29 protein-coding genes are annotated in these 25,766 nt (G+C 68.1%); 21 read left to right on the top strand and 8 right to left on the bottom strand.

Annotated features, from left to right (window positions below; all coding sequences use genetic code 11):
- Positions 1-3 precede the first annotated feature (3 nt).
- Positions 4-762 carry a fructosamine kinase family protein gene (locus ACAG24_RS12990; protein ID WP_370473466.1) on the top strand — a complete coding sequence of 253 codons (759 nt, stop codon included), beginning with the start codon at positions 4-6 and terminating at the stop codon, positions 760-762.
- Between the two features lie 6 nt (positions 763-768).
- Here ACAG24_RS12990 and ACAG24_RS12985 read toward each other — a convergent pair whose 3' ends face one another.
- A complete protein-coding gene (locus tag ACAG24_RS12985) occupies positions 769-1,860 on the bottom strand; it encodes a phosphodiester glycosidase family protein (protein WP_370473465.1) in 1,092 nt (363 codons plus the stop codon).
- A 193-nt stretch (positions 1,861-2,053) separates the two neighbouring features.
- On the opposite strand from ACAG24_RS12985, the gene ACAG24_RS12980 reads away from it, so the two are divergent.
- Genes ACAG24_RS12980 through ACAG24_RS12970 form a run of 3 tightly spaced genes read left to right on the top strand, consistent with a single transcriptional unit; the run spans position 2,054 to position 4,781 of the window.
- Positions 2,054-3,130: an NAD-dependent epimerase/dehydratase family protein gene (locus tag ACAG24_RS12980; RefSeq protein ID WP_370473464.1), complete on the top strand. Its 1,077-nt coding sequence runs from the start codon at positions 2,054-2,056 to the stop codon at positions 3,128-3,130.
- A gap of 3 nt (positions 3,131-3,133) precedes the next feature.
- Positions 3,134-4,276, top strand: coding sequence for a flavin-containing monooxygenase (locus ACAG24_RS12975; RefSeq protein ID WP_370473463.1), 1,143 nt, complete (start codon positions 3,134-3,136; stop codon positions 4,274-4,276).
- Between the two features lie 37 nt (positions 4,277-4,313).
- Positions 4,314-4,781 carry an SRPBCC family protein gene (locus ACAG24_RS12970; protein ID WP_370473462.1) on the top strand — a complete coding sequence of 156 codons (468 nt, stop codon included), beginning with the start codon at positions 4,314-4,316 and terminating at the stop codon, positions 4,779-4,781.
- On the opposite strand, the gene ACAG24_RS12965 is transcribed toward ACAG24_RS12970, so the two are convergent.
- Both ACAG24_RS12965 and ACAG24_RS12960 read right to left on the bottom strand, forming a co-directional pair.
- Positions 4,757-6,079 (bottom strand): PQQ-dependent sugar dehydrogenase, encoded by a 1,323-nt coding sequence (locus ACAG24_RS12965; RefSeq protein WP_370473461.1) that lies wholly within the window; start codon positions 6,077-6,079, stop codon positions 4,757-4,759. The two genes, ACAG24_RS12970 and ACAG24_RS12965, sit on opposite strands and share 25 nt — an antisense overlap.
- A complete protein-coding gene (locus ACAG24_RS12960) occupies positions 6,057-6,824 on the bottom strand; it encodes a pirin family protein (RefSeq protein ID WP_370473460.1) in 768 nt (255 codons plus the stop codon). Before ACAG24_RS12960 ends, ACAG24_RS12965 begins: the two co-directional genes overlap by 23 nt.
- 99 nt (positions 6,825-6,923) lie before the next feature.
- Between ACAG24_RS12960 and ACAG24_RS12955 the strand changes: the two genes are divergently transcribed.
- Positions 6,924-7,370 (top strand): MarR family winged helix-turn-helix transcriptional regulator, encoded by a 447-nt coding sequence (locus ACAG24_RS12955; RefSeq protein WP_370473459.1) that lies wholly within the window; start codon positions 6,924-6,926, stop codon positions 7,368-7,370.
- 3 nt (positions 7,371-7,373) lie between these two features.
- Here ACAG24_RS12955 and ACAG24_RS12950 read toward each other — a convergent pair whose 3' ends face one another.
- Entirely contained in the window at positions 7,374-8,396 is a 1,023-nt protein-coding gene (locus ACAG24_RS12950; protein ID WP_370473521.1) for a sigma-70 family RNA polymerase sigma factor, read from the bottom strand.
- Positions 8,397-8,450: 54 nt separating this feature from the next.
- Between ACAG24_RS12950 and ACAG24_RS12945 the strand changes: the two genes are divergently transcribed.
- The 6 genes from ACAG24_RS12945 to ACAG24_RS12920 all read left to right on the top strand — a co-directional run bounded on the left by ACAG24_RS12945 (position 8,451) and on the right by ACAG24_RS12920 (position 12,553).
- On the top strand, positions 8,451-9,290 hold the full coding sequence (locus tag ACAG24_RS12945; RefSeq protein ID WP_370473458.1) for an alpha/beta hydrolase: 840 nt from the start codon (positions 8,451-8,453) through the stop codon (positions 9,288-9,290).
- Complete coding sequence (locus ACAG24_RS12940) at positions 9,269-10,285, top strand: alpha/beta hydrolase family protein (RefSeq protein WP_370473457.1); 1,017 nt, start codon at positions 9,269-9,271, stop codon at positions 10,283-10,285. Before ACAG24_RS12945 ends, ACAG24_RS12940 begins: the two co-directional genes overlap by 22 nt.
- 88 nt (positions 10,286-10,373) lie before the next feature.
- Positions 10,374-11,126 carry a DUF2786 domain-containing protein gene (locus tag ACAG24_RS12935; RefSeq protein ID WP_370473456.1) on the top strand — a complete coding sequence of 251 codons (753 nt, stop codon included), beginning with the start codon at positions 10,374-10,376 and terminating at the stop codon, positions 11,124-11,126.
- Positions 11,123-11,614, top strand: a complete 492-nt coding sequence (locus tag ACAG24_RS12930) for a TIGR04338 family metallohydrolase (RefSeq protein ID WP_370473455.1) — start codon at positions 11,123-11,125, stop codon at positions 11,612-11,614. The genes ACAG24_RS12935 and ACAG24_RS12930 overlap by 4 nt, the downstream gene beginning before the upstream one ends.
- Complete coding sequence (locus tag ACAG24_RS12925) at positions 11,614-11,850, top strand: hypothetical protein (protein WP_370473454.1); 237 nt, start codon at positions 11,614-11,616, stop codon at positions 11,848-11,850. Before ACAG24_RS12930 ends, ACAG24_RS12925 begins: the two co-directional genes overlap by 1 nt.
- Positions 11,851-11,893: 43 nt before the next feature.
- The gene (locus ACAG24_RS12920; RefSeq protein ID WP_370473453.1) at positions 11,894-12,553 is read left to right on the top strand and encodes an O-methyltransferase; all 660 of its coding nucleotides are present in this window, start codon (positions 11,894-11,896) and stop codon (positions 12,551-12,553) included.
- A 9-nt stretch (positions 12,554-12,562) separates the two neighbouring features.
- Here the strand turns inward: ACAG24_RS12920 and ACAG24_RS12915 are convergent, their stop codons facing one another.
- A complete protein-coding gene (locus tag ACAG24_RS12915; RefSeq protein WP_370473452.1) occupies positions 12,563-13,252 on the bottom strand; it encodes an IclR family transcriptional regulator in 690 nt (229 codons plus the stop codon).
- A gap of 67 nt (positions 13,253-13,319) precedes the next feature.
- Here ACAG24_RS12915 and ACAG24_RS12910 point away from each other — a divergent pair, with 67 nt between their 5' ends.
- Genes ACAG24_RS12910 through ACAG24_RS12895 form a run of 4 tightly spaced genes read left to right on the top strand, consistent with a single transcriptional unit; the run spans position 13,320 to position 16,312 of the window.
- A complete protein-coding gene (locus ACAG24_RS12910) occupies positions 13,320-14,654 on the top strand; it encodes an FAD-binding oxidoreductase (RefSeq protein ID WP_370473451.1) in 1,335 nt (444 codons plus the stop codon).
- Positions 14,654-15,445 carry a DAPG hydrolase family protein gene (locus ACAG24_RS12905; RefSeq protein ID WP_370473450.1) on the top strand — a complete coding sequence of 264 codons (792 nt, stop codon included), beginning with the start codon at positions 14,654-14,656 and terminating at the stop codon, positions 15,443-15,445. The genes ACAG24_RS12910 and ACAG24_RS12905 overlap by 1 nt, the downstream gene beginning before the upstream one ends.
- A 26-nt stretch (positions 15,446-15,471) precedes the next feature.
- Positions 15,472-15,843 carry an SRPBCC family protein gene (locus ACAG24_RS12900; RefSeq protein WP_370473449.1) on the top strand — a complete coding sequence of 124 codons (372 nt, stop codon included), beginning with the start codon at positions 15,472-15,474 and terminating at the stop codon, positions 15,841-15,843.
- A gap of 28 nt (positions 15,844-15,871) precedes the next feature.
- Positions 15,872-16,312: an SRPBCC family protein gene (locus tag ACAG24_RS12895; RefSeq protein ID WP_370473448.1), complete on the top strand. Its 441-nt coding sequence runs from the start codon at positions 15,872-15,874 to the stop codon at positions 16,310-16,312.
- Here the strand turns inward: ACAG24_RS12895 and ACAG24_RS12890 are convergent.
- A complete protein-coding gene (locus tag ACAG24_RS12890) occupies positions 16,299-17,198 on the bottom strand; it encodes an Lrp/AsnC family transcriptional regulator (protein WP_370473447.1) in 900 nt (299 codons plus the stop codon). The genes ACAG24_RS12895 and ACAG24_RS12890 overlap by 14 nt on opposite strands.
- Before the next feature lie 180 nt (positions 17,199-17,378).
- Between ACAG24_RS12890 and ACAG24_RS12885 the strand changes: the two genes are divergently transcribed.
- Genes ACAG24_RS12885 through ACAG24_RS12865 form a run of 5 tightly spaced genes read left to right on the top strand, consistent with a single transcriptional unit; the run spans position 17,379 to position 23,949 of the window.
- Positions 17,379-18,971, top strand: coding sequence for a purine-cytosine permease family protein (locus ACAG24_RS12885; RefSeq protein ID WP_370473446.1), 1,593 nt, complete (start codon positions 17,379-17,381; stop codon positions 18,969-18,971).
- The gene (speB, locus tag ACAG24_RS12880) at positions 18,968-19,948 is read left to right on the top strand and encodes an agmatinase (protein WP_370473445.1); all 981 of its coding nucleotides are present in this window, start codon (positions 18,968-18,970) and stop codon (positions 19,946-19,948) included. The genes ACAG24_RS12885 and speB overlap by 4 nt, the downstream gene beginning before the upstream one ends.
- A complete protein-coding gene (locus ACAG24_RS12875; protein WP_370473444.1) occupies positions 19,945-21,543 on the top strand; it encodes a thiamine pyrophosphate-binding protein in 1,599 nt (532 codons plus the stop codon). Before speB ends, ACAG24_RS12875 begins: the two co-directional genes overlap by 4 nt.
- Positions 21,544-21,558: 15 nt before the next feature.
- Positions 21,559-23,061: a sodium:solute symporter family protein gene (locus tag ACAG24_RS12870; RefSeq protein WP_370473443.1), complete on the top strand. Its 1,503-nt coding sequence runs from the start codon at positions 21,559-21,561 to the stop codon at positions 23,059-23,061.
- Positions 23,062-23,070: 9 nt separating this feature from the next.
- A complete protein-coding gene (locus tag ACAG24_RS12865; RefSeq protein WP_370473442.1) occupies positions 23,071-23,949 on the top strand; it encodes a formylglycine-generating enzyme family protein in 879 nt (292 codons plus the stop codon).
- A gap of 12 nt (positions 23,950-23,961) precedes the next feature.
- On the opposite strand, the gene ACAG24_RS12860 is transcribed toward ACAG24_RS12865, so the two are convergent.
- Positions 23,962-24,327: a DUF1330 domain-containing protein gene (locus ACAG24_RS12860; protein WP_370473441.1), complete on the bottom strand. Its 366-nt coding sequence runs from the start codon at positions 24,325-24,327 to the stop codon at positions 23,962-23,964.
- An 85-nt stretch (positions 24,328-24,412) separates the two neighbouring features.
- Here ACAG24_RS12860 and ACAG24_RS12855 point away from each other — a divergent pair, with 85 nt between their 5' ends.
- Complete coding sequence (locus ACAG24_RS12855) at positions 24,413-25,027, top strand: TetR/AcrR family transcriptional regulator (RefSeq protein WP_370473440.1); 615 nt, start codon at positions 24,413-24,415, stop codon at positions 25,025-25,027.
- Here ACAG24_RS12855 and ACAG24_RS12850 read toward each other — a convergent pair.
- Positions 25,024-25,719 carry a chymotrypsin family serine protease gene (locus ACAG24_RS12850; protein WP_370473439.1) on the bottom strand — a complete coding sequence of 232 codons (696 nt, stop codon included), beginning with the start codon at positions 25,717-25,719 and terminating at the stop codon, positions 25,024-25,026. The two genes, ACAG24_RS12855 and ACAG24_RS12850, sit on opposite strands and share 4 nt — an antisense overlap.
- Positions 25,720-25,766 lie beyond the last annotated feature (47 nt).

Genomic DNA, 25,766 nt, shown 5'->3' with positions numbered 1-25,766 from the left:
GGGGTGGCGTACGTCAAGCGTAATCCTCGCGCTCCCAAGGGTTTTTTCGCGTGTGAGGCCGCCGGTTTGCGGTGGCTCGCGGAGGCTGACGGCGGGGTGCCGTGTGCAACGGTCCTCGCGGTCGACGAGGCGTCGCTCACGCTGGAACGGTTGGCGCCGTCTGCGCCCACCGCGCATGCGGCCCGTGGCTTCGGCGCACGCCTGGCCCGCACCCACGACGCCGGCGCGAACGGCTTCGGGGCGCCGCCGTCCGGTTGGGCAGGACCCGGGTTCTTCGGTCCGCTGCACGAGCCGCTTCCGATGACCTATGACGACGAATCCTCCTGGGGTGCTTTCTACGCCGAGCACCGACTGGTCCCGATGGCTGCGCGCGCAGAGCTCGACACGGAAACGCGCGCCGCTGTGGAGGAGGTGATGAGACGTTGTAGCGCAGGCGTTTTCGACGACGACGAGCTGCCCGCCCGGCTGCACGGGGATCTGTGGAGCGGCAACGTCATGTGGACACCAGAGGGTGTGGTGCTGATCGACCCGGCAGCTCACGGTGGACATCGGGAGACCGACCTCGCAATGCTCGCGTTGTTCGGCTGCCCGCATCTGGACGCGGTGATCGGCGGCTACGAATCCGAGCATCGGCTACGGGAGGGCTGGCAAGGCCGTATCGGGTTACACCAGCTGTATCCGCTGCTCGCGCACGTGGTGCTGTTCGGCTCCGGATATCTCGCGCAGACGCGCGCCGCCGCCATCAGCGCATGCCGGCTCTAGGTGGGCTCAGTTGAACGCGAGCCACGCCGGCTGGGCGCGCTCCCGCGAGTCGCACAGCACCGCCATCGTGTCGCAGGAACCGCGGGGCGAGCCCGCGCCTGCCCACATGCCGCCGGTGTCGCGCCGCAGCACGATGGCCGAGGACCCACCGCCGTCGAGAAGCACCGCGGTGTCACTGCCCAGGCCGCGGAACAGATCCTGGATCTGGTCGGGGGTGTAGCTGCCGCCCTGGAACACGTACATCTCGTCGCGATCTCGGACGTAGGCGATCGCGGTGCGTGCCGCGCTGGGACCGGGATCGTTGAGCTGTCCCGTCTCGCCCGGCGCCAACAGGCCGAGGCCCGCGACGGCAACGAATCGGGTGCCGTCGTCGAGGAGCCGGGTGACGACAGGGGTGGCGGCGTCGAAGTCGTCGTCGCTTCTGGGTGGCACCACGAACGGTGCGCCCTGGACGGGGATGATCATCGTGGACAGCGCCATCCAGTGTTCGTCACCGCCCGAGAGGCCTTGCTTGCCCGCATAGGCAAGGGTGCCCGTGACGGCGGCGTTGGTCCGGCCCAGGCCGCGGGTGTTGTCGACGTAGGCGCCCAGCGGTGAGCTGCACCCGGTCGTTTTCCACGAGCCGCCCCGCTGGCCGCGCACGTCGAAGAAGTTGGCGTTGATCGCGATCGTGGGCTGGCCGAGCGCCTGCCACGCCTCCAGGGGCGAGAAGGTCTCGGACGCCTGGAGCAGTCCCTCGGACGTGCGAGCGCGGGGATCCCTTTCGCAGCGGGCCTGATAGCCGGCGTGGGAATCGGCGAGCAGACGGGGCGCGAGCCGCTGCGACGCCGACGTGATGATCATCAGCCGCCCGCCGTTGTTCAGCTCGTACCAATTGCCGGCAGCGTTGAGCATCGGCGCAGGGAAGCCGCCCCCGAAGTTGTAGACCAGATACGAGCCTTTGGTGTTCGCGATGGCAGCGGCGAGAAGCTCGCGCGCACTGGCGGCCTGCGCGGTCGGTGCGGCGACGATCCATGCGAGCAGCGCACACATCGTCACCGCGAAGACGGACCGCGTGCCCGAGACGAGGCGCCGGAAGTTTGCGGTCGGAGTCGTCACCGGCGGCTCCCATCGGAAAATTCGGACCAGGACTGATAACAGTAACCGCAGTAGACACACTGTCAACTTTCGTCACAGGGGCATCACAGGATGGTTCCGAGCCGGTCGCTGCGCCCTTTGCTGTACCCGGAGGCCGGCGAGGAACGATCGCCGGTTGCGTGTAGCCGACCCCGCAGCGGGTAGCAAGGACGTCATGAGGATCGTCATCACCGGAGCGTCCGGCAACGTCGGTACCGCACTGCTGCGCCGGTTGGCCGGCAGCGATGCCGACCACGACCTCGTCGGCGTCGTGCGCCGGCCACCGGAACCGGTCGGCGAGTACCGCCGGGTCGCGTGGCACGGTCTCGACCTCGCCAAATCCGAAGCGACACAACAACTCCGAGCAGTGTTCGACGGCGCCGACGCCGTTGTTCACCTGGCCTGGGGTTTCCAGCCGACGCGCAACACCAGCTATCTGCACCAGACCGGGGTGGGTGGCACAGCGGCGGTCGTGGAGGCGGCACACGCCGCCGGCGTGGGACAACTGGTGCACATGTCGTCCGTCGGGACCTACGCGGCCGGAAGCTACGGCCGCAGGGTCGACGAGTCGTGGCCGACCACCGGTATCCCGTCGTCGCCCTACAGCCGCGACAAGTCCGAGGCCGAGAAGCTGCTCGACGTCTACGAACAGAAACACGGCGCATCCGGGGTCACGGTCGCGCGCATGCGGCCGGGTTTCATCGTGCAACGTGTGGCCGCCAGCGGGTTGATGCGCTACGCGCTTCCCGGATACGTGCCGATGCTGGCGGTTCCGCTGTTGCCGTTGCTCCCGCTGGACCGGCGGTTGTGCATACCGCTCATCCACTCCGACGACGTGGGCGACGCGATCGTGCGCGTCGTGGAGCGCCGGGCAGCCGGGGCGTTCAACCTGGCGGCCGAGCCCCCGCTGACCCGAGACGATGTGGCGAAGGTGCTGCGAGCCAGGGCGATCCATGTACCCTCTGCATTGCTGGGGCCGCTGGTCGACCTGAGCTGGCGGGCGCGGTTGCAGCCGATCGACCGCGGTTGGCTGGACATGGCGTTCACCGTCCCGCTGCTGGACAGCTCACGGGCACAGCAACTGCTGGACTGGAGCCCCACGTGGTCGTCGGTCGACGCCCTCGCCGATGTCATCCACGGCGTGGCCCAGGAGGCGCACGCCGAAAGCCCGCCGTTGCGGCGGCGTTCGATGCTCGAGCAATTGCAGCGCGATCTCACCGAAGGGCTGCTCACCACCAGACGGCTGCCGTAGCCGATGGCGACTGCGGAGAAGGTGGTCGTCGTCGGCGCCGGGCCCTGCGGGTTGGCGATCGCACAGCGATTGCGACACGACCAGGGTGTCGACGCCCTCGTCATCGACCGCGCCGGGGCTCCCGCCTCGACATGGCGTGCCCGCTACGACGGGTTCCGCCTCAACACCTGCGGGTTCTGGTCGCATCTGCCGGGCCAGCGCATCCCGGCGCGGTACGGGCGCTGGCCCAAACGCGACGAGATGGTCGACTACTTCGACGACTACGTGCGGCGGCAGCGGATACCAGTGGCGTTCGGCTGCAACGTATCCCGCATCGATCGCGACCGCGCCGAGTGGCTGCTGAGCACCGACGACGCGCTGGTGCGGTGCGCCGCGGTGGTTGTTGCGACAGGCAACTACCACACCCCGACGTATCCGGCATGGGACGGGCTCGACACCTTCACCGGCGAGCTGTTGCATTCGGCGCACTACCGCAATGCGTGGCCGTTCGCCGGCAAGGACGTGCTGGTGGTCGGGGCGGGCAACTCGGCGACCGACATCGCGCTGCAGTTGAGTGACAACGTCGCCGCCCGCGTACGCATGGCCGTGCGTACCCCGCCACATCTGGTGCCGCGGGCCGCGGCAGGAATCCCCGTCGACGCGTTCAGCCCGGCCTTCGGCAAATTGCCGGTACCGGTGCTCGACGGCGCCGCCGCCGTGATGCGGCGGCTCTGGTTCGGCGACCTGTCCGACGCGGGACTGCCGCCCCCGCCGCAGGGCATCTACACCGCGCTGCTCGAGCAGGATCAGATCCCGACGCTCGGCGACGAGCTGGTTCCTCGCGTGCGCGAGGGGCGCATCGCGATCGTGCCCTCCGTGACCGCCTTCGACGGGGACGAGGTCGTGCTGGCGGACGGCTCCGCGATCACCCCGGATGCCGTGATCGCCGCAACGGGCTTCGAGCACGGTCTGGAGCCGCTGGTGGGCCACCTCGACCTGCTCGACGACGACGGCAAGCCGGTGGTCAACGGGTTGCCGGCCGCAGCGCCGGGGTTGTGGTTCGCCGGTTTCGACGAGCCGCTGATCGGGCCCTTGCAGTCGTTCCGGCTGGAGTCCGGCCCGATCGCACGCGACATCGCCGCGTGGCTCGCACCACTGACCTCGTGATGGGGTGAGTTTGCTGAAGATCGGGTAACCGCCCTAGATGCCTTCCGTTTCTCGCACCTTCACCGTCAGCCTGCCGCCGGAGAAAGTGATCGATTACCTCAAGGACTTCGAGCACGCGACGCAGTGGGATCCGGGGACGCAGTCCTGCGAGCGCATCGACCGGGGCCCGGTCGCCGAAGGCGCCTACTGGCACAACGTGTCGAAGTTTCTCGGGGTGAGGACCGAGCTGACCTACAAGCTCGAAGAACTGTCCGATCACCAGGTGGTCTTCGTCGGAGAGAACCAGTCCTCCCGCACCGTCGACACGATCACCGTCGACGCACAGGGCTCGGGCTCCGTCATCACCTATGTCGCTGATCTTGAAATGCTGGGCACCGCAAGGCTTCTGAGCCCCGTGATGAAGCTCGTCTTCGAGAAGCTGGCCGGTGACACCGAGCGGCAGATGTCGTCGGTGCTCAACACGCTCGCACCGACGACCGGTCAGGCCGGAGGCGCCAGCCGGTAGATCGCGTCGGCCGCGTCATCGGTGATGTAGACCGCGCCGTCGGGGCCGGCGACGGCGGCCACGGGACGGCCCCAGCGTGACCCGTCCTCGGCCTGGAAGTTGCCGACGAGCGTCTGCTGGTTGCCGAGCCCACCGTCCTGCCACGGATAGAACGACACCTCGGGCTCGCGCGGCGGTTGCCGGTTCCAGGACCCGTGGACGCCGATGAGGGCGCCGCGAGCGTACGGCTCGGGAAGTTCGCCGTCGACGAAGCTCAGGCCGAGGGGCGCCGAGTGTGCGCCCATGCTCTGCTCGACCGCGGGCAGCGCAGCGCAATCCATCTTCTCGCCGTCCGGGTTGGTCTGCACGTCGCGGATGAACGGCAGATCAGCCGGCCCGCCTACGTTGTTGCAGTACGGCCAGCCCAATTCACGGCCGGGCGTCAGCTTCGCGATCTGTTCCGGCGGGTTCTCGCCGACGTACTCGGGAAGCACCTGGCCGTAGGAGGGTCCCGGCTCGGGAAACTGCACGTTGTCGCGACCGTTGTTGGCCGTCCAGAGCGCACCGTCCGGAGCGACGGCCAGTCCGGTGCCGTTGCGCACTCCGGTGGCGAACGGCTCGGCGGGTCCGCCGCCCGGTGGCACCCGCATGATCGTCGCGCGGGGCGGCGTCGCGGTGCGGTCCTGTTCGGAGATGTTTCCCGTGGAACCAATGGAGAAGTAGACGGCGCCGTCGGGTCCGACGGCGACGCTCTTGAGCACATGCGAGTACGCACCGCGAAGATCGGGGCTGCGGTCATCCGGCAGGCCGCCCGCCACGGTCCGCGGATTCGTGGTCGCCCCCGCGGCGTAGTCGTACGCGTCGACCTGATCGCTCTGGGCCACATACAGGATCGAGCCCGCGAAGGCCAGCCCGTGCGGCTCGTCGAGACCGTCGAGCAGCACCGACTCTTCGGGCGGCCCGTCGGCTCCGGGCGTGTACTTCAGCACCCGGCCGGCGCTGGGTACCGACACCAACAGGCTGCCGTCGGGCGTCCACGCCATCAGCCGCGGCCGCGACGTCCGTGCCCACACCGACAACGTCCACCCCTGCGGCACCGTGGCCTGGCGCGGTTCATCGAACGGCGCGTCCGCGAGATCGTCCGGTACCTCAACTGTCACCGGAGCCGCGCCCGTCGGTGGCGCCGCGGCCGATGTCGAACTCGGGGAATCCGCTGAGGACGGCGGCGACTGAGTGGACTGCCCGCCGGTGCAACCGGCGAGCAGCGTCGCACTCAGGACCAGGACAGGAATTCGGTTATGCCGCAGCAAGTCCCGCATGCATCTCCCAGACTAGAATCTCGGCAGGTTCGGTGGCTGTCACGCGCTGGCCGCCGGAGGCGGTGAACCGCACCGCGTCGCCTTCGCGCAGGGCACCCGCGTCTTCGAGGACGACCTCGCCCCTCGGCACGAACAGGTGCAGGTACGGCGCCTCGGGGAGCTCGACGCTCTGCCCCGGCTCGAGCCGCGCTCCGTGCAACGCCGCGTACTTGTTTCGGATCGAGATGGCCGCGGCGTCACTGTGCTCGGGCATCCCCGACGCGATGGTCACCAGGTTGCCGCGCAGGAGTTCGTCGTCGATCTCGAGCTGCTGGTAGCCGGGCGTGATCCCCGACTCGTCGGGAACCACCCACATCTGGACGAAATGCACTGGCTCGCTGTGGCTTTCCTGACCGGTCAGCGTCCACGAGTCGTTCTTCTCCGAGTGCAGGATCCCGCGCCCGGCCGACATCCGCTGCGCCAGGCCGGGATAGATGACACCCGAGTGGCCGGTCGAATCCTGGTGCACGAGGGAGCCGCGCAGCACCCACGTCACGATCTCCATGTCGCGGTGCGGGTGGGTGTCGAAACCGCTGCCGGGCTTGACGATGTCGTCGTTGTTGACCAGCAGCAGGCCGTGATGGGTGTTGTCGGGTTCGTAGTGCCCGCCGAACGAGAACGAATGCTTGGAGTCCAACCACGCGATCTTGGTCTTGGCGCGATCGTCGGCACGCCGGACGTCGACGATGCTGGGGGCGGTGGTCATGAGCGATCACTCCTCGGGAGTCCCTGTCAGCCTAGGTGGCTGCCGTGCACTCGACAACATGCATGATGTGTCATGTATTCCGGCGCTACGCTGGACCGCATGGAATGGCTCACCGACGAGCAGCAGCGGATCTGGCGCGACTACCTCGCAATGACCAGCCGGCTGCACACCGCGATGCACCGTCAACTCCAGCAGGACTGCGAGCTGTCGCTGTCCGATTACGACGTGCTCGTGGCACTGTCGGAGCGCGGGTCGATGCGCATCAACGAACTCGGTGAGCTGATCGGCTGGGAGCAGAGCCGGCTGTCGCATCAGTTGCGCCGGATGCGCGGGCGCGGACTCGTCGATCGCGAAGGCGACGACGACGACCGTCGCGGGGCGACGGTCACGCTCACCGACGCCGGGCTGGCCGCACTGCGGACCGCCGCACCGGGTCACGTCGACCTCGTCCGCACCGTGGTGTTCGACGGGTTGTCCAAGGCCGAGCAACGCGCGTTCGGCGTCGCGATCGACGCGGTACTCAACCGGCTGCGCGCGGGCGGTTGACCCTCAGAGGGCGTCGGGAAGGCCGAACTTTGCGAAGAACCCGTCTTCCTTGAAAGCCACCACGTGCGCGATGCCCCCGGGGCGGATGTCGAGAACGTGCAACTGGAACGCTTCGTGATGGCCGGTCTGTGGGTTGCGCATGAACAGCGCGGCGACGGGCTGGCCATTGGCTGTTGTCGTCAGGAACCGCATATCCCCCGGCCCTTCGGCGGGACAGTGGTTCTTCGACAACGTGACGATGTCCGCAGGCCCCTGGTACCAGCCGTCGAACGGGGGCATCTCGAACACCGCGTCGGCGGTGAACAGCTCCACGAGTCGGTCCATGTCGTAGGCCTCGAACGCCGCGATGTACTTCGCGAGCAGATCGGCCGCCTCGGGTGACTCCGGCGGCGCGGGCTCCTCGTCGCGGGTGGGCTGGATTTCGTCAAGCTGGGCGCGAGCCCGCTGCAGCAGGCTGTTGACCGCGGCGGTCGAGGCGCCGATGGCCTCGCCGACCTCGGCCGCCTTCCACTGCAGCACTTCGCGCATCACGAGCACCGCCCGTTGCCGCGGCGACAGATGCTGCAGCGCCGCGATGAACGCGAGCCTTACCGACTCGCGGGACTCCGCGATCACCGACGGGTCCGACGGGTCCTCATGAGGGGAATCCGGCAGCGGCTCCAGCCACGCGACCTCGTGGCGCGCCGTGATGTCGTCGTTGGGGTCAGATGCAGGCCCGCCGAGCCCCGTCGGCAGCGGCCGGCGCTTGCGGCCCTCCAGCGACGTGAGGCAGGTATTGGTGGCGATCCGGTACAGCCACGTGCGTACCGATGATTTGCCCTGAAAGTTCTTGTGCGACTTCCAAGCGCGTAGATACGTTTCCTGGACCAGGTCTTCCGCGTCGTGCAGCGATCCGGTCATCCGGTAGCAGTGCGCCAGCAGTTCGCGCCGGTACTTCTGCGCATCGGCGAGAAATGCGTCCTCGGCACTGCCTTCGTCGAGAGCCAAGACGGTCACGAAAAGCAGCTTACGCACCGGGTGTGACACATTCGGCTCTGCGCGCACGGCTGTGGTCCAGGGCTGCCCGATAGTCTCCCTGACATGGCCGTGACCCACACCGAACGCAGTTTCGACGGCATCGGCGGCGTCCGGATCGTCTACGACGTGTGGGCGCCGGAGGCTCCTGTTCGCGGGGTCGTGGTCCTGGCGCACGGCTACGCCGAACACGCCCGCCGCTACGACCACGTCGTCGCACGGTTCGCCGACGCCGGCCTCGTCACCTACGCACTCGACCACCGCGGACACGGCCGCTCCGGCGGAAAGCGCGTCTACCTCCGCGACATCACCGAGTACACCGCCGACTTCCACACCCTCGTCGGCATCGCCCGTTCGGAGCACCCCGGCCTCAAGCTGATCGTGCTCGGCCACAGCATGGGCGGCGGCATCGTCTTCACCTACGGCGTCGAGCATCCCGACGACTACGACGCCATGGTGTTGTCGGGGCCCGCGGTCAACGCCCAGGCGGACATCTCGCCGTCGAAGAAGCTGCTGGCGAAGGTGGTGGGCAGGCTCGCGCCGGGCCTGCCGGTCGAGGACCTGCCCGCCGACGCGGTGTCACGCGATCCGCAGGTGGTGTCGGCCTACGAGAACGACCCGCTCGTCCATCACGGCAAGCTTCCCGCCGGCGTCGGCCGTGCGCTGATCGGGGTCGGCGAGACGATGCCCCAGCGGGCCGCCGCCATCACTGCGCCGCTGCTCGTCGTGCACGGTGACCACGACAAGCTGATCCCCGTCGCGGGCAGCAGGCGCCTGGTCGAGTGCATAGGGTCCACCGACGTGCACCTGAAGGTGTATCCGGGTCTCTACCACGAAGTGTTCAACGAACCGGAGCAGGCCGTGGTGCTCGACGACGTGACGTCATGGATCGAGTCGAAACTGTGAAAACGCTTACTGCGCTACTACTTTCGCTCCTGCTGCTGGTCGCGGGATGTTCGTCCGACGACAGCTCCGACGCGCAGCCGACGTGGACCGACGAGGACGTGACGTTCGAGGCCGACGGGCTGACGATGCACGGCACGTACCGGTACCGCGCTGAAGGACAACCCGCGCCTGCGGCGCTGCTGATCTCCGAGAGTGGGGGCACCGACCGCAACGGCGACAACGTCGTGGCGGGTCCGATCGGCAACATGCGCATGCTCGCCGAACTGCTGTCCGACCGCGGCGTCGCAAGCCTGCGCTACGACAAGGTCGGGACGGGACGCACCGGGCTGGGGCCGTTCAAGGACCGACCCGCCGACGTGGTCAGTTCCGTGTACACCTCGAACGCCAAGGCGGCGGTGACGTTCCTCGCCGAGCGCCCGGCAACCGACCCCGAGAGGATCTCGGTGTACGCGCTGGGGGAGGGCACCATCCACGCGATGGCGCTCGCCGGCGACACGTCGCCCGGCGCCCCGAAGATCCACTCGCTCGGCCTCTTTCAACCGCTGCCGGGACGCTACCTCGACATCATCACCAACCGGGTGAAGGCCGACGGGTCGCCGGAGACGGTCGCGACGTGGCAGGCGGCGGTGCAGGAGATCCGCACCAGGGGCACCGTCTCGGACAAACTGCCCGACGGGCTGAACTCGATCGTGAACGCGGGCAACATCAAGGCCGTCATCGAAGCCGACAAGGTGGACCCGCTGGCGCTCGCCGCCGCGATCCCTCCGGGCACCCCCGTGTTGGTCACGTGCTCGGATTCCGACAGCCAGGCGCGCTGCGACGCCGTGGCGCCCCTCGTCGACGCACTGGCGCACACCGACGTGACACTCGTGCAGCTCGAGGGCGTCAACCATGTGCTCCGCGACGACCCCACCGACAACATCGCCAACTACGCCAAGCAGGACCCGCTCTCGGGGCAGCTGGTCACCGCGCTGGACGGTTTCGTCAAGAAGTGATCCGTCGCGCTGGGGATGAAAGCTGGTGTGGGGATGGGGGATACTGGCGGCCAGTGAAACGTCGTAGAGAATTCCTAACCTCGCTGTCATGAGCACCGACGAAAAGATGCTGTCCCGTATCGCGGCGCTGTTGCGCCAGGCCGAGGGCACCGACAACCCGCACGAGGCCGAGGCCTTCATGGCGGCTGCGCAGCGGCTGGCCACCGTCACCTCCATCGACCTGGCCGTCGCCCGCAGCCACGGCGACAAGCGCACCAAGGCGCAGGCACCGGTGCAGCGCACCATCACCATCGGCGAGCCGGGTGCCCGCGGGCTGCGCACCTATGTGCAGCTGTTCGTGGTCATCGCGGCGGCCAACGACGTCAAGTGCGACATCGCGTCGAACTCGACGTTCGTGTACGCCTACGGGTTCGGCGAGGACATCGACGCCAGCCACACCCTGTACACGAGCCTCGTCATGCAGATGGTGCGGGCATCGAAGGACTACCTCGCGACGGGTGCGCACAAGCCGACCCCGACCATCACGGCGCGCATCAACTTCCAGCTGGCGTTCGGTGCGCGGGTGGGTCAGCGTCTGGCCGAAGCCCGCGAGCAGGCGCAGCAGGAGGCCAAGAGCGGGCCCGCCAGCATCCCGGGTACGGCGATCGCGTTGCGCAACAAGGATCTCGAGCTCAAGGACTACTACCGGCAGACGTCGAAGGCGCGCGGCACGTGGCGCGCAACCAGCGCGACAGCGGGGTATTCGTCGGAAGCGCGTCGCGCGGGCGACCGGGCTGGCCGGCGGGCTCGGCTCGGCGGTGGCACCGAGCTTGCCGGGGCCAGGTCAGCACTGGAGCGATGACCCGGGACGCGCAGCGTACAAAGGTCTACGCCGCAGAGGGGTTCGTGCGGACCATGTTCGACCGCGCCGCCGAGCGCGGCAATCCCGTGGTCGACTTCTTCGGAACCCAGCTGACGCTGCCGCCGGAGGCCCGGTTCGGTTCGGTGCAGTCTGTCGCGGCCTATGTCGAGCAGGTACTGGCCCATCCCGCCGTCCGCGAGCGCTGGCCCGCGACGACGCCGCTGCGGGTCCGGCCACGTCGTGGCGTCACGGCCGCGCACTACGAACGCACCGAGAACGCGGCGACGATCGCGGTGCCGGAGGGCCGAAGTGCTTGGGCGTTGCGGGAATTGGTGATCCTGCACGAGATCGCGCACCATCTTGTCGACGCCGACCCGCCGCACGGCCCCGAGTTCGTCGCCGTGTACACCGAGCTCGTTGGTGCTGTGATGGGTGCAGAGGTGGCTCACGTGTTGCGGGTCGTCTATGCGAAAGAGGGGGTGCGGTAGTGGAGACGACGCAGGTGGCCGTCGAGGACGTCGTGCAGGGCGACGAGTTGCTGATGACGAGCGACGACGATCCGAATCCCCAGGTGTTCCGCGTCGCGGCGGTCGAGCACGTACACACGATGGCCTACGGCGACGAGCCCAGAGTGGTGCTCACCTCCGAACCGACAAAGCCAGGCCGCGATCCGATGGTGCTCGCGTATCAGCGCGGCACGCGGCTGCGCAAGGTCGTCGGCTGACTGGGCGCTCGCACCCTGCAGTTTCGCGAGTACCGTCGACGCCGTGACGTCCCCGGAATGGACCGCGCTCGACGAACTGTTCACCCGCGTCTTGCACAGCGAGGACGATGCGCTGCGCGCGGCCCGGGAGGCCGCCGACGCCGCGGGCATGCCTGCCATCGAGGTGTCCGCCCAGCACGCCAAGATGCTGTCGCTTCTGGTGCGGATCTCCGGTGCGCGCCGCGTGCTGGAGATCGGCACGCTCGCCGGCTACAGCACCATCTCGCTGGCGCGGGCGGTCGGGCCGGACGGTGCCGTCGTGACGCTCGAATACGAACCCGCCCACGCCGAGGTCGCCCGGCAGAACCTGGAAAACGCGGGCGTGGCCGACCGGGTCGAGATCGTGGTCGGGGCGGCGCTGGACTCGCTGCCCGAGCTCGCCGGCCGCGAGCCGTTCGATCTGGTGTTCATCGACGCCGACAAGGAGAACAACGTCGCCTACGTCGGATGGGCGATCTCGCTCGGCAGGCCGGGCACCGTCATCGTCGTGGACAACATCGCCCGCCGGGGCCGCGTGCTCGACCCGCAGCCGGGCGACGAACAGGCTGCGGCGGTCCGTGCGATGTTCGACATGATGGGCGCCCACCCGCGGCTCGACACCGCCGCGATCCAGACCGTGGGCACGAAAGGCTGGGACGGCTTCGCCATCGCCGTCGTCGAATAGCAGCGGCTATCAGCTGATCCAGGCAGGGTCGGCCGCCGCCTCCCGAAGCGCGGACACGATCACCGATTCGTGGGCGCGGAAGCGCTCGCTCGGCGCGGGTACCGAGATCGCCACGATGTGTCCGCTCGACAGCCGGGTGGCAATGCCGGCGGCCGAGATCCCGGCGGTGTGTTCGTCGCGGTCGTACGCGACCTCCGAGACGCTCGCCGTCGCGTCGTCGAGCAATTGGAGCGCTGCCCTACCGTTGGCGGTGACGTGCAGCGGAAACCGCTCGCCGACAGCCGACACCGCGCGCAGTCGATGCGCCGACTCGATCTGGTCGATGAACCACATCTGCTTGCCGCGCAGCACCGAAAGGTCGACCGTCTCCTCGGTGGCCGCGGCGACCCGCTCGATCACCGGTCGGAACAGCGCCGCGAGGTTGGCGCCGTCCGCGCTCGCCAGGCCCAGCAACCGGTCCCCGAGGCGATAGCGTCCACCGTCTTCCACCGCCGCAAAACCCACATCGACCAATGCCACGAGAAGGCGGCGCGCGGTCGACTTCGCGAGGCCGAGGTTGGTGCCGAGATCGACCAGACGCAGCCGTCCGGGAGCGGTCGCGATCTCGTCGAGAGCAGCGGCGGCCCGGCGCAGGACCTGCAGTCCGTCCTCCCGACTATCACTGCCGTCAATTTGGTCGTTCTCGCCCGTCGCCGCCATCCCGTCACTATATTGATCCGCTGTACGGACCACCAAGATCCGGTATAAGAATCTCTCGGAGGGCGAGATGGATCTGCCGACACGACACTTCTTCCGCAACGACGACGGGTATGAGCAGGCCCGATCCCGGACCGTGTGGAACGCCCGCACCCCGCAGCGCTACCCCGACGTCGTCGTCCGGGCGACCGATGTCGACGACGTGGTCGCCACCGTCCGCTACGCCACCGAGCAGGACCTGCAGATCGGCATCCGATCCGGCGGGCACAGCTGGTCAGGCAACCACGTGCGCGGCGGCGGCGTCCTGCTCGACATGCACGACTTCAACGCCTGCGAGATCGACCTCGACGCCGGCACCGCGGTCGTCGGGCCCGGCGTGGGCGGCAGCGTTCTCGCGGGCATCCTGGAGGAGCACGACCTGTTCTTCCCCGCCGGGCACTGCAGGGGCGTGTGCATCGGCGGCTATCTGCTGCAGGGTGGCTACGGCTGGAACAGCCGCGTGCTCGGACCGGCGTGCGAAAGTGTCATCGGGATCGACGTCGTCACCGCCGACGGCGAGAAGCTGCACATCGACGCCGACAACCACCCCGATCTCTATTGGGCCGCAAGGGGTTCCGGTCCGGGGTTCTTCGCCGTGGTCACCGCGTTCCATCTCAAGCTTTACAAGAAACCCGCCGTCTGCGGCAGCAGCCTCTACGTCTACCCGATGGAACTGGCCGACGAGATCTACCCGTGGGCGCGGTCGATCAGCGCGGAGGTCGACCGGCGGGTGGAACTGCAGATCGCCGCATCGACGTCCGTGCCGGGGATGGGACTGAAGGCGCCCGGAATCGTCTTCGCCTCACCGGTTTTCGCCGACGCGGAACAAGACGCGATCGAGGCGCTCGCGCTGCTGGAGACCTGCCCGGTGCGGGACAAGGCCATCGCGGCCGTGCCGTACGCACTCGCCGACATGGAAACCTGGTACGCGGGCATCATGAGCAACTATCCCGACAACCACCGCTACACCGCAGACAACATGTGGACGTCGGCATCGGCCGACGAGCTCATGCCGGGGATCACCCGCATCCTGGAGACCATGCCGCCGCACCCGTCGCACTTCCTGTGGCTGAACTGGGGGCCGTCGCCGCAGCGGCAGGACATGGCCTACAGCCTCGAAGACGAGATCTACCTCGCGCTCTACGGCGTGTGGGAGGACCCCGCGGACGACGAAGAGTACGGCGACTGGGCACGATCCAACATGGCCGCGATGGAGCACCTGCAGAGCGGGATCCAGTTGGCCGACGAGAACCTCGGCCACCGCCCGGCGCCGTTCGCCACCCCCGAGGCCATGGCGAAGCTAGATCGGGTCCGCGCCGAGTACGACCCGAACGGCCGCTTCCACAGCTGGATGGGCCGTGTCTGATGGCCGGGAGTTCCTACCTGGGGTACCGCGGCGACGACGCGAACACCGACTTCGCGGAGTTCTTCGACCCGAAGATGGCGGCGCTGCCCGGCCATATCGTCGACGCACTGCACCACGGCCCGCAGGCAGACCAGGTGTTGCTCGACTTCGACAGTGCCGCACACCTTCTCGACGACGGCTATCACCAGACCGAGAACGGGTACGGACATCTGCGCAACGGCGGGTTCCAGGTCTCGGTGCGCACCGACATGCCCGGAGTCACCCCGCAGATGTGGGACTGGTGGTTCGGCTGGCACGGCAGCGACACCCGGCGCTACAAGCTGTGGCATCCCCGGGCGCACGCGTCGGCGCGATGGGCCGACGGCAACAACGATGGCAACGAGGACGGCCACTATGTCGGACGTACGTCGCTGATCGAGGAGTATCTCGGTTCGGCGTACGCCAAGGCCGCGATCCGCTTCCTTCCGCCCGAGCAGATGGGGCTGCCGGCGGATCGGCTCGGGGACTCCGTCGCAATCTGTGCGCGGCTGGGCTCGTCGGAGGTTCCGGTCGACATCGGCTGGTTCGTGCACCAGATCCGCCCTACACCGGACGGCGCCGAGATGCGGTCCCGGTTCTGGATGGGCGGCCCGTATGTTCGGGTGCGCCACGGAAATCTGTTGGCGAACACCGTCGTTCGGCCGGTGGCTGCGCGGCAGCTGCCTGACCCGCGGGACCTGATGGTGCACTGCGCCCAGGAGATGAACCATCTGGCCGTGTTCCTGCCCGCCCTCTACGCGAAGTTCGGGTGACGCCGGGCCGGGGTATAGGGCTGCCCATGTGGACGGTGAACAGGAAACTTGATGCTCCCGCGGACACGGTGTGGCAGATTCTCACCGACCTCGACGCGTGGCCGCGGTGGGGGTTGACCGTGGCCAAGGCGAGTTTGAACGGCGCAGCATTCGAGCTGGGCGCGACGGGCACGGTGTGGACGCCGGTCGGGGTGCCGCTGCCGTTCGTGATCTCCGAACTCGACCAGGGCAGAACCTGGGGCTGGACGGTCGCGGGCGTACCCGCGACCCGCCACGGTGTCGAGCCGCAGGATTCCGGGTCGCGCGTCTGGATGAGCGCCCCGGTGTGGGCGCCGGCCTACCTGCCGGTGCTCTCGCTGGCACTGCGGCGCATCGACGAGATGGCCGCGCAGTTTTGAAACGGCTGGTGACGGCAATAAGTGCGGCATGGCCGTCACCGAAAAGCGCGAGATCGACATCGAGGCGACACCCGACGAGATCCTCGCCGTGCTCTACGACCTCGAATCATTGACCGAATGGTCCTCGGCGCATCAGGAGATCGAGATCCTGGAGCGCGACGAAGAGGGCAGGCCGAAGCGGTCCCGCCAGGTCGTCAAGATCGTCGGTGTCAGCGACGAGCAGATCCTCGACTTCGACGTCTACGACGACGGGGTGGGCTGGACGCTGGTCAAGTCGCAACAACAGAAGGCACAGAAGGCGCGCTACACCCTCCGGCCTGACGGCGACACGACGCACGTGACGTTCGACCTGACCGTCGATCTCAATGTGCCGCTGCCCGGATTCCTGGTGAAAAAGGGTGCGAAAGGCTTGATGGACACCGCCACCGAGGGCCTGCGCAAGCGCGTGCTGGCAGTCAAGAAGTCGTGACGGCGGTGTCGCCGGAGGCGTAACTCTCCTTCACGACGTCCAGGTGTGTCCAGCTCTCCAGGCCACGGACCCCCGGTAGCGCGCGCACCGTGTCGAGCACCTCGACCAGTTGAGCCGCCGAGAAGGCCCGCACCGTGACCAGGACGTCGAACCGCCCGAGTGTGCGCGCGATGAAGATGACCGACGAGAGGCGGGCGAGCGCCGCGACCACATCGTGGTGCTCGCCGGCGAGCCGAATGCCGAAACCCATGGCGCTCTGCCGGTCCTGACCCGAATGGCGGACCACCGCGCCGATGCGGATCACCTTGGTCTCGATCAGCCGGACCACCCGGCGCCGCGCCCCGGCCGCCGACAAGCCGACCTTCTTAGCCAGGTCCACATAGGAGGCGCGGCCGTCGTCTTGGAGCGCGAGCAGAAGTGCCCAGTCGGTCTCGTCGAGATCGATGCTGACGTCCCCCACGGGCCCGATGACATCACGCACCACCTCGACGTAGGTCAGCGTGTCGACACCGGACACCCCGGGCAGGGCGCGCAGCTCGGACACCGCCCGATCCACGTCGCGCGGCGAGGCGGACCGGATCTCTGCCACCAGACCGTGCTGACCGCTCGTCAACGACAGGAACGGGACGTCGTCGCGCTCCGCGAGTTCGGCGGCGACGGGCGCGGCCGGGCCGTGAACGACGACGCTGACGTGGGCGAGCACCGGCCGTCCGAGGACGGCGGGATGGACGGCGCCGCGGATGATCACCTGACCGGTTGCGAGAAGGCGCGCAACCCGGGCCGCGGCAGCCGATCGGGAAAGCCCGACCCGGCGGGCGATCTCGCGGTGGGTGAGCCGGCCGTCGGTCTCGAGCAGTTCCACGATGGCCTCGTCGAGCTCGTCCACTGCGCCTCCGCCCCAAATTCACCCAATGATTTTTCGACCTGCTCAGGACGCCATATCGGTCGTCACGCACGCAAATTCCGTCCATTATGGGCGGAACTTCCGGTTCAATCCTGCGAATCGATATCGGAAACGTGCGCGTAACGAATGAACTGCTTGCAGGCGGTGGTGGACGGTCCTACGGTGATTCGCACCACACCCGCGGCCCTGGAGGACGTCATGGCATCCGATAACCTCGCGGCACCGCCGAAGGTCACCGAGGTGGAGGTGCACGGCGTCGAGCCGATCCCCGATGCCGAGCGCACAGCCCGCCCGTTGGATCTGTTCCGGCTGACGTTCGGCGGTGCGAACACCATCGCCACGGTCGTACTCGGCAGCTTTCCGATCATCTTTGGGCTGTCGTTTCGCGACGCGTTGCTCGCTACGCTGCTCGGTGTCGTTCTCGGCGCGGCGATCCTGGCGCCGATGGCGCTCTTCGGCCCGCGCAACGGAACCAACAACGCGGTGTCCTCGTCGGCGCACCTCGGCGTGCACGGCCGCGTCGTCGGCTCGTTCCTGTCCCTGCTGACCGCGGTGGCGTTCTTCTCGATCTCGGTGTGGACGTCGGGTGACGTACTGGTGGGCGGGGCCAACCGAGCCATCGGGCTGCCGGCCAATGATGTGGCTGTGGGCGTGGCCTACGGCATCTTCGCGCTGCTGGTGCTCGTCGTCTGCATCTACGGATTCCGATTCATGTTGCTGGTCAACAAGATCGCCGTCGTCGCGGCCACGGTGCTGTTTCTGCTCGGCATCATCGCTTTCGGTGGCACCTTCGACCCGTCGTACGCGGGCATCTTCGGCCCTGACGCCGATGCCGCGACCAATGCGCTGTACTGGCCGTCGTTCGTCGGGGCCGCGCTGATCGTGATGTCGAACCCGGTGAGTTTCGGTGCGTTCCTTGGCGATTGGGCCCGCTACATCCCACGCGAGACGCCGGCGTGGAAGCCGATGGCCGCGGCGTTCTGCGCGCAGATCGCCACGCTGGTGCCGTTCCTGTTCGGATTGGTGACGGCATCGGTGGTCGCGACCAACGCGCCGCAATTCTTCGACGAGGGCAACTACGTCGGCGGCCTCCTGGAGGTGTCGCCGGGGTGGTACTTCGTCCCCGTGTGCCTGATCGCACTCATCGGCGGCATGTCCACCGGCACCACGGCGCTCTACGGGACGGGCCTCGACTTCTCCAGTGTCTTCCCGCGTTTCAGCCGCGTGCAGGCGACGGTCTTCATCGGTGGTCTTGCCATCGTGTTCATCTTCATCGGCAGGTTCGCGTTCAACGTCGTCCAGAGCATCTCGACGTTCGCGGTGCTGATCGTCACATGCACCGCGCCGTGGATGGTCGTCATGATGATCGGCTGGCTGGTGCGGCGCGGCTGGTATGACTCCGACTCGCTGCAGGTCTTCAACCGCAGGCAGCGCGGTGGACGCTACTGGTTCGCGCACGGCTGGAACTGGCGCGGACTCGGTGCGTGGTTGGCGTCGGCGGCGCTGTCGCTGTGCTTTGTGAACCTGCCGGGCCAGTTCGTCGGTCCACTCGGCGATCTCGCCAACGGCATCGACCTCTCGATCCCCGTCGGGCTGGGCCTGGCCGCCATCCTGTATCCGATTCTGCTGATCGTGTTCCCGGAACCTGCCGACGCCTTCGGACCCGAGGGCTCCCGCCTCGTCCCCATGGGATCGGCGGCGGGTATCCCGATCACCTCCGTTGACCGACCGACCACAGAGGAAGTGCCAGCATGAGCGAGCGAGAAGCGGAGCGGGATCGCGCATCGAGTCCGGTCGGCCCTGTCGACGCGTCGAAGACGCCGCGATTCGCCGGCCCCGCCACCTTCGCGAGGCTGCCGCGACTGGACCAGGTGCCGCGCGCCGACGTCGCCGTGGTGGGCGTCCCGTTCGACTCAGGGGTGTCCTACCGGCCCGGAGCCCGATTCGGCCCGACCCACGTGCGCGAGGCCTCCCGGCTGCTGCGGCCCTACAATCCGGCCCTGGACGTGTCGCCGTTCGCCATCGCCCAGGTCGCCGATGCCGGCGATATCGCCGTTAACCCGTTCAACATCCACGAAGCGATCGAGACCATCGAGGGTGCCGCCGTCGACCTCACCAAGGGCGGCACGAAGCTCGTCACCATCGGCGGCGATCACACGATCGCGCTGCCCCTGCTGCGGGCCGCCGCGGCGGCACACGGGCCCGTGGCGCTGGTGCACTTCGACGCACACCTCGACACCTGGGACACCTACTTCGGTGCCGAATACACCCACGGCACCCCGTTCCGCCGGGCCGTGGAGGAAGGAATCGTCGACACCGAGGCACTCTCGCACGTCGGTACGCGGGGACCGCTCTACGGCAAGAAGGACCTCGAGGACGACCGCCGTTTCGGATTCGGCATCGTCACCTCGTCGGACGTCTACTACCAGGGCGTGCGCGAGATCGTCGACAAACTCCGCGACCGCCTGGGCGAGCGGCCCGTCTATGTCTCCATCGACATCGACGTGCTCGACCCGGCGCACGCACCCGGTACGGGGACGCCCGAGGCGGGCGGCATCACCAGCCGCGAGCTTCTCGAAATCCTGCGCGGCTTCCGCGGACTCAACCTGGTGGGCGCCGACATCGTCGAGGTGTCGCCGCCGTATGACCATGCCGAGATCACCGGCGTCGCCGCCTCGCACGTGGCCTATGACCTGGTGTCGCTGCTGGCGATGCGGTGTGAATCGGCATGAGCCGCAATGGTGGCGATGTCGTCGTCGAGACCCTGAGGGCCCTCGGGGTGTCGCACGTCTTCGGCATCCCCGGCCAGAACGCGCTCGCTCTGTTCGACGCGATCCGGCGCAGCGACCTGACCTTCATCAGCTCACGTGTCGAGAACAACTCGGCGTTCGGCGCGGACGGATACGCCAGGGCCACAGGTGAAGTGGGAGTGCTGTTCCTGTCCACCGGACCCGGAGCGCTGACGGCGCTCGGGGCCTTGCAGGAGGCGTACGCGTCCGGGGTGCCGCTGCTGGTGATCGCCAGCCAGGTTCCGCGATCGGGGGTAGGACTGCGGCGCGGAATGCTGCACCAGCTCGACGATCAGCAGCGCAGCGCCGTCAACGTCACGAAAAGCACCGCAGCGGCCCGTAACTCGGCAGAGATCCCGTCGCTCCTGGCCGACGCGTGGTCGCTGGCCCGGTCCGCACCCGCAGGCCCGGTGTGGGTCGAGATCCCGCAGGACGTCCTCGAGGAGCCCACCACGGCACCTCCGGTCGCCTCGGTCGTCACCGACGTCGTGGCCCGCCCGCCCCGCGCCGAGTTGATCGACGACGCGGCATCGCTGCTGCAGTCGGCCGACCGTCCCGTCATTCTCGCCGGCGGGGGAGTGCGCCGGTCTGCAGGCGGCGCCGATGCCCTGGTCTCGCTTGCGGAACTGCTTGACGCACCGGTGGTTTCGACGGTGGGCGGCAAAGGGGCGATACCGTTCTCCCATCGGCTGTCTGCGGCATCGTGGATCGAGGACCGCCACACGACCGAACTGCTGGAGAACGCCGATGTGCTCCTGGCCGTCGGCACCGCGATGGGCGAGGTGACGTCGAACTACTTCTCGTTCGCCCCCAAGGGCCGGCTGATCCACATCGACGCGGAACGGCGGGTGCTGGAAGCCAACCACCCCGCCCTGGCGATCCACGCCGACGCCGCGCGGGCCCTGACCGCGTTGGCGAAGCAGATCACGCAGCGGACCGGTGACGGTGCCCGGATCGCGAACGAGTTGCGGGTCGCCGTGGAGGACCGGCTGGCAGGTCAGGACGTCGCTTCCGAGCTTGCGCTGATACGCGACCTGCGTGCCGCGGTTCCCGCTGCCGCGCAGACGTTTTGGGACATGACGATCGCCGGGTACTGGGCGTGGTCGGCATGGGATCCGCAGGACGGCGAGTTCCATTCGGCGCAGGGCGCGGGTGGGCTCGGGTTCGCCTTTCCGGCCGCGATCGCGGCAGCGATCGGCTCCGGTCGGCGGACCTTCGCTGTCTCCGGTGACGGCGGCGCGATGTACTCGATCGCCGAGCTGGCGACCGCCCGGCAGCACGACGCCGACGTCACATGGCTGATCGTCGACGACGGCGGCTACGGAATCCTGCGGGAGTACATGACCGGAGCGTTCGGCCAGGCAACCGCCACCGAACTCGCCCGGCCTGACTTCGTGTCCCTGGCAACAAGTTTCGGCGTCCCTGCGCAGCGGGCGACGCTCGATGGCGTCGGTGAGGCAATCGCCGGCACGTTCGCGACCCGCGGCCCCGCGGTGATCGTGCTCCCCGCGCTACTGAAGATGTTCGCACCCACCTGATACAGGAGGCCCGCTATGGGCAAGCCACTCGACATCGTCATCATCGTCGTCTATCTGCTCGCAATGCTCGCCTTCGGGTTCTGGGGCAAGACGAGAACCAAGGACTCGGCCGACTTCCTCGTCGCGGGTCGCCGACTGGGACCCACGCTCTACACCGGCACCATGGCCGCAGTCGTGCTCGGTGGCGCGTCGACCGTCGGCGGTGTCGGTCTCGGCTACGAATACGGGATCTCGGGTATGTGGCTGGTGGTGGCGATCGCGGTCGGCCTGCTGTCGCTGAGCCTGTTCTTCGCCGGCCGGATCCAGCGGCTGAAGGTGTACACGGTCGCTCAGATGCTGCGGCTGCGGTACGGGGTCGACGCGACGTCGGCGTCAGGAATCGTCATGGTCGCCTACACATTGATGCTGTCGGTGACCTCGACGATCGCCTACGCCACGGTCTTCAACGTGCTGTTCGGTACCGACCGCACGGTGTCGGTGATCATCGGTGGCGCGATCGTGATGCTCTATTCGTCGATCGGCGGCATGTGGTCGATCACTCTGACGGACATGGTGCAGTTCATCCTGAAGACGATCGGCATCTTCGCGCTGCTGCTGCCGTTCACGCTTGCCAAGGCCGGCGGTTTCGACGGTATCCGGGAGCGCGCCGGTGATGCGGTGTTCGATCTCGGCGCGATCGGATTGCCCACGATCATCACGTTTTTCGTCGTGTACAGCTTTGGAATGTTGATCGGGCAGGACATCTGGCAGCGGGTGTTCACAGCCCGCTCGCCCGGTGTCGCGAAGTGGGGCGGTACGACGGCAGCGCTGTATTGCGTGTTCTACGGCGTCGCGGGCGCGGTGATCGGGATGGCGGCGTCGACATTTTTGCCCGACGTCGAGGTGAGCGACGACGTCTACGCGCAGATCGCCGAGACGATCCTGCCGGTCGGCATTAGCGGGCTGGTGCTTGCGGCCGCGGTGGCGGCGATGATGTCGACTGCCTCCGGTGCGCTGATCGCGACGGCCACGGTGGCGCGCACCGATGTGAAACCGTTGTTGCTCAGGCTCGTTGGGCGCCCGTCCGAGAACGAGGACTCGCAACGAGACCGGGGCGAGCGAAGCAACGGGGGAGATGACGTGCACTCCGACCGGATGTATGTGGTGGTGCTGGGCATCGTCGTGATCGTGATCGCGGCACTGCTCAACGACGTCGTGGCGGCGTTGACGATCGCTTACGACATCCTGGTCGGCGGACTGCTGGTCGCGATCCTGGGCGGGTTCATCTGGAAGCGGGCGACGGGTGCGGGTGCGCTGTGGTCGATGGGTGTCGGCACGGTGGTCACGCTGGCGACGATGGTCATCGTCGGCGATGTGCTCGCCAACGAGCCGATCTACTACGGCCTCGGCGCGAGCCTCATCGTCTACGTCGTGGTGAGCCTGCTGACGCCGCGCACCGCGCCGGGTGTCCTGCAGGTGTGGGACGACCGGCTGGCGGGACGGGAAGAGGCGGACACACGTGCGTCCGGATACGCCTAGCCTAACGGGATGCTCACCGAGCTCGTCGACCTTCCCGGTGGCTCGTTCCGGATGGGATCCGTCGACTTCTATCCCGAGGAGGCGCCGGTCCACACCGTGACCGTGGGCCCGTTCGCGATCGAGCGTCACCCCGTCACCAACAGGCAGTTCGCCGCGTTCGTCGACGACACGGGCTATCTGACCGTCGCCGAACGGGCCCTGGATCCCGCCGATTTCCCCGGGGTGCCGAAAGCCGACCTCGTCCCGGGCGCGCTGGTGTTCCGCGCTACCGCCGGTCCGGTGAACCTGCGGGACTGGCGGCAGTGGTGGACGTGGGAACCCGGCGCCAGCTGGCGGCATCCGCAGGGTCCGGAGTCCTCGATAGACGACCGTCTCGACCATCCCGTCGTGCAGATCGCCTATCCCGACGCCGCGGCGTATGCCGCGTGGGCCGGACGCCGGTTGCCCAGTGAGGCGCAGTGGGAGTACGCGGCCCGGGGCGGCTCGACGACCGCGTACGCCTGGGGCGACGAGGTGCGGCCGGGCGGGGGGCTGATGGCCAACACCTGGCAGGGCAAGTTTCCCTACCGCAATGACGGCGCCCTCGGCTGGTCGGGCACCAGCCCAGTGGGTACGTTCCCGCCCAACGCTTTTGGCCTCGTCGACATGATCGGCAATGTCTGGGAATGGACCACGACCCCGTACAGCCGCCGGCATCGACTCGACCGGCCGGCCGAGAACGGGTGCTGCCCTCCGTCGCCGTCGGGTGATCCGACGCGCAACCAGACGCTCAAGGGCGGCTCGCACCTGTGCGCCCCCGAGTACTGCCACCGCTACCGGCCCGCCGCGCGCTCGTCGCAGTCCCAGGACAGCGCGACAACCCACATCGGCTTCCGCTGCATCGCCTGACGGTCGTAATCCTCAGAGCGCCGGCGTCGTGGGTTGCAGCACGGCCGTCGCCACCGCTTCGGCCCGGAGATGCTCGAACTGTTGGTAGTCCGGGTCGCTGACCATGTCGACGAAATGCTGCCTGCTGGGATAACTGAACAGCGCCACCATGTCCCAATCGCCGCCTTCCGGGGGGACCAGTGACGGGTGTCCGGCGCCGCCGTAGACGACCGCCACCCCGTAGCGCTCCTTGATGCCGGAACTGCTGAACTGCCGGATGTACTGCGCGTACTTGTCGGCGCCGCCGGGCACGAACCTCACCAGATTCAGCATCACCACCGGGGCGGTGGGATCTGCGGCGACAAAGCGATCGAGGTCAGAAGGGTCGAGGGCAGACATGGGGTCTCCGTTCGTAGTTACTTGCTATACGACACACAACATAAGGCTGCGCACCGACAAGTTGGGATCGAGGAGAATGTCGGCCATGACGCAGGGGCGAGCCGTCCGACGCACCCAGGCCGAACGCAGCGCGCAGACGCGGAGCCGGGTGCTCGACGCGGCCGCCGCCCTCGTCGCTGCCCACGGATCGCACGCGGTGTCGTTGGCTGCCGTCGGTGCGGCTGCCGGGTACAGCCGCGGAATCGTCAACCACCACTTCGGAAGCAAGACGCGGCTGCTGGAAGAACTGATCCGCTACACACAGCAGTTCGACGTGGCCACCGATTCGCCGACGGGCCTGGGCCGGTTGACCCAGTTCATCAGGACTTATCTCGGCGGAATGCACGAGAGATCGCCACGTTCGGAAGCGTTCTTGAAGATGTGGGCTGAGTCCGCGGGCGCCGAACCCCTACTCGGAGCGCTGTTCGCCGAACGCGATGCGGCGTTCCGAGAGCACATCTCGGCACTCATTCGGGACGGGCTGATTGACGGCTCGATTGGGCGAACCGTCGATCCGACGGTGGCGGCAGTCGCCGTCATCGGCCTGTTGCGCGGGACCGCGATGATGTCGATGTCCACAGCTCGGGACGTCTCGGTCGCCGAGCTCTCTGCGGAGGTGGCGCGAGCCGTGGAACGCAGTCTGGCGCCGGTCGCGCCTTAACTCCAGGCCGTCAAACCCCAGTTGGCCATGACGGGCGCCACCAGCGAGGCATGAACGATGCGGCCGAACACGTCGTCGCTGTGGGCGTGCAGGATCGCGACGGCGGCGACCGTGCCATCGGGGTGGCGGGCGTACACGGGTGCTCCTGAGTCGCCGAGGTCGTCCCACGCCCGGAACGACACCTGCGTCTCGGTGATGGCAGTGATCGGGCCGCACGACAGCCCGGTGCGCGCGCCGGACTTGCACAGTTGGGGTTGTTCGCGGCGGAGGTCTTCGGCATTCATCACACGGGTCACGCGCATCGCGTCCACGTCGCTCACGAGGGGCACCGAACTGCCCGCGAGATCGACCAGGCCCATGTCGTGCACGCCGGGCAGCACCTCCCACCGGACATAGCGCCCGATGAACCGGTCGCCCGTCGGCGTGCGTTGCAACACCGTGTCGTTGGCCGGGTCGCGGCGGCAGTGCCCCGCGGTCAGCATTCCCGGCGCTCCGCTCGCCGTGCGGACGGTGAACCCGGCGGTGCACTGATAGGGCTGTCCGTTGCTCGCGAGCACCGTGCTCACGAGGAACGCCCCCGGGCTCGCCACCGGGTACTCGCCCAGGGCGTGGGCCGCGGGCATCTGCGCGACCAGCATCGCGGCAAGTGCAGCCCCCGCGGCACGAACGGCGAGCCTCAATCGGTTTCGCATCGACATCCTTCGTCCTCTCCCCCCGGGGTCGACTATTGCGAAGATCG

Origin of the sequence: Mycobacterium bulgaricum, assembly GCF_041287165.2 — a bacterium.
GTDB lineage: Bacteria > Actinomycetota > Actinomycetes > Mycobacteriales > Mycobacteriaceae > Mycobacterium > Mycobacterium bulgaricum.
This window is presented reverse-complemented; position numbering and strand designations above follow the sequence as displayed.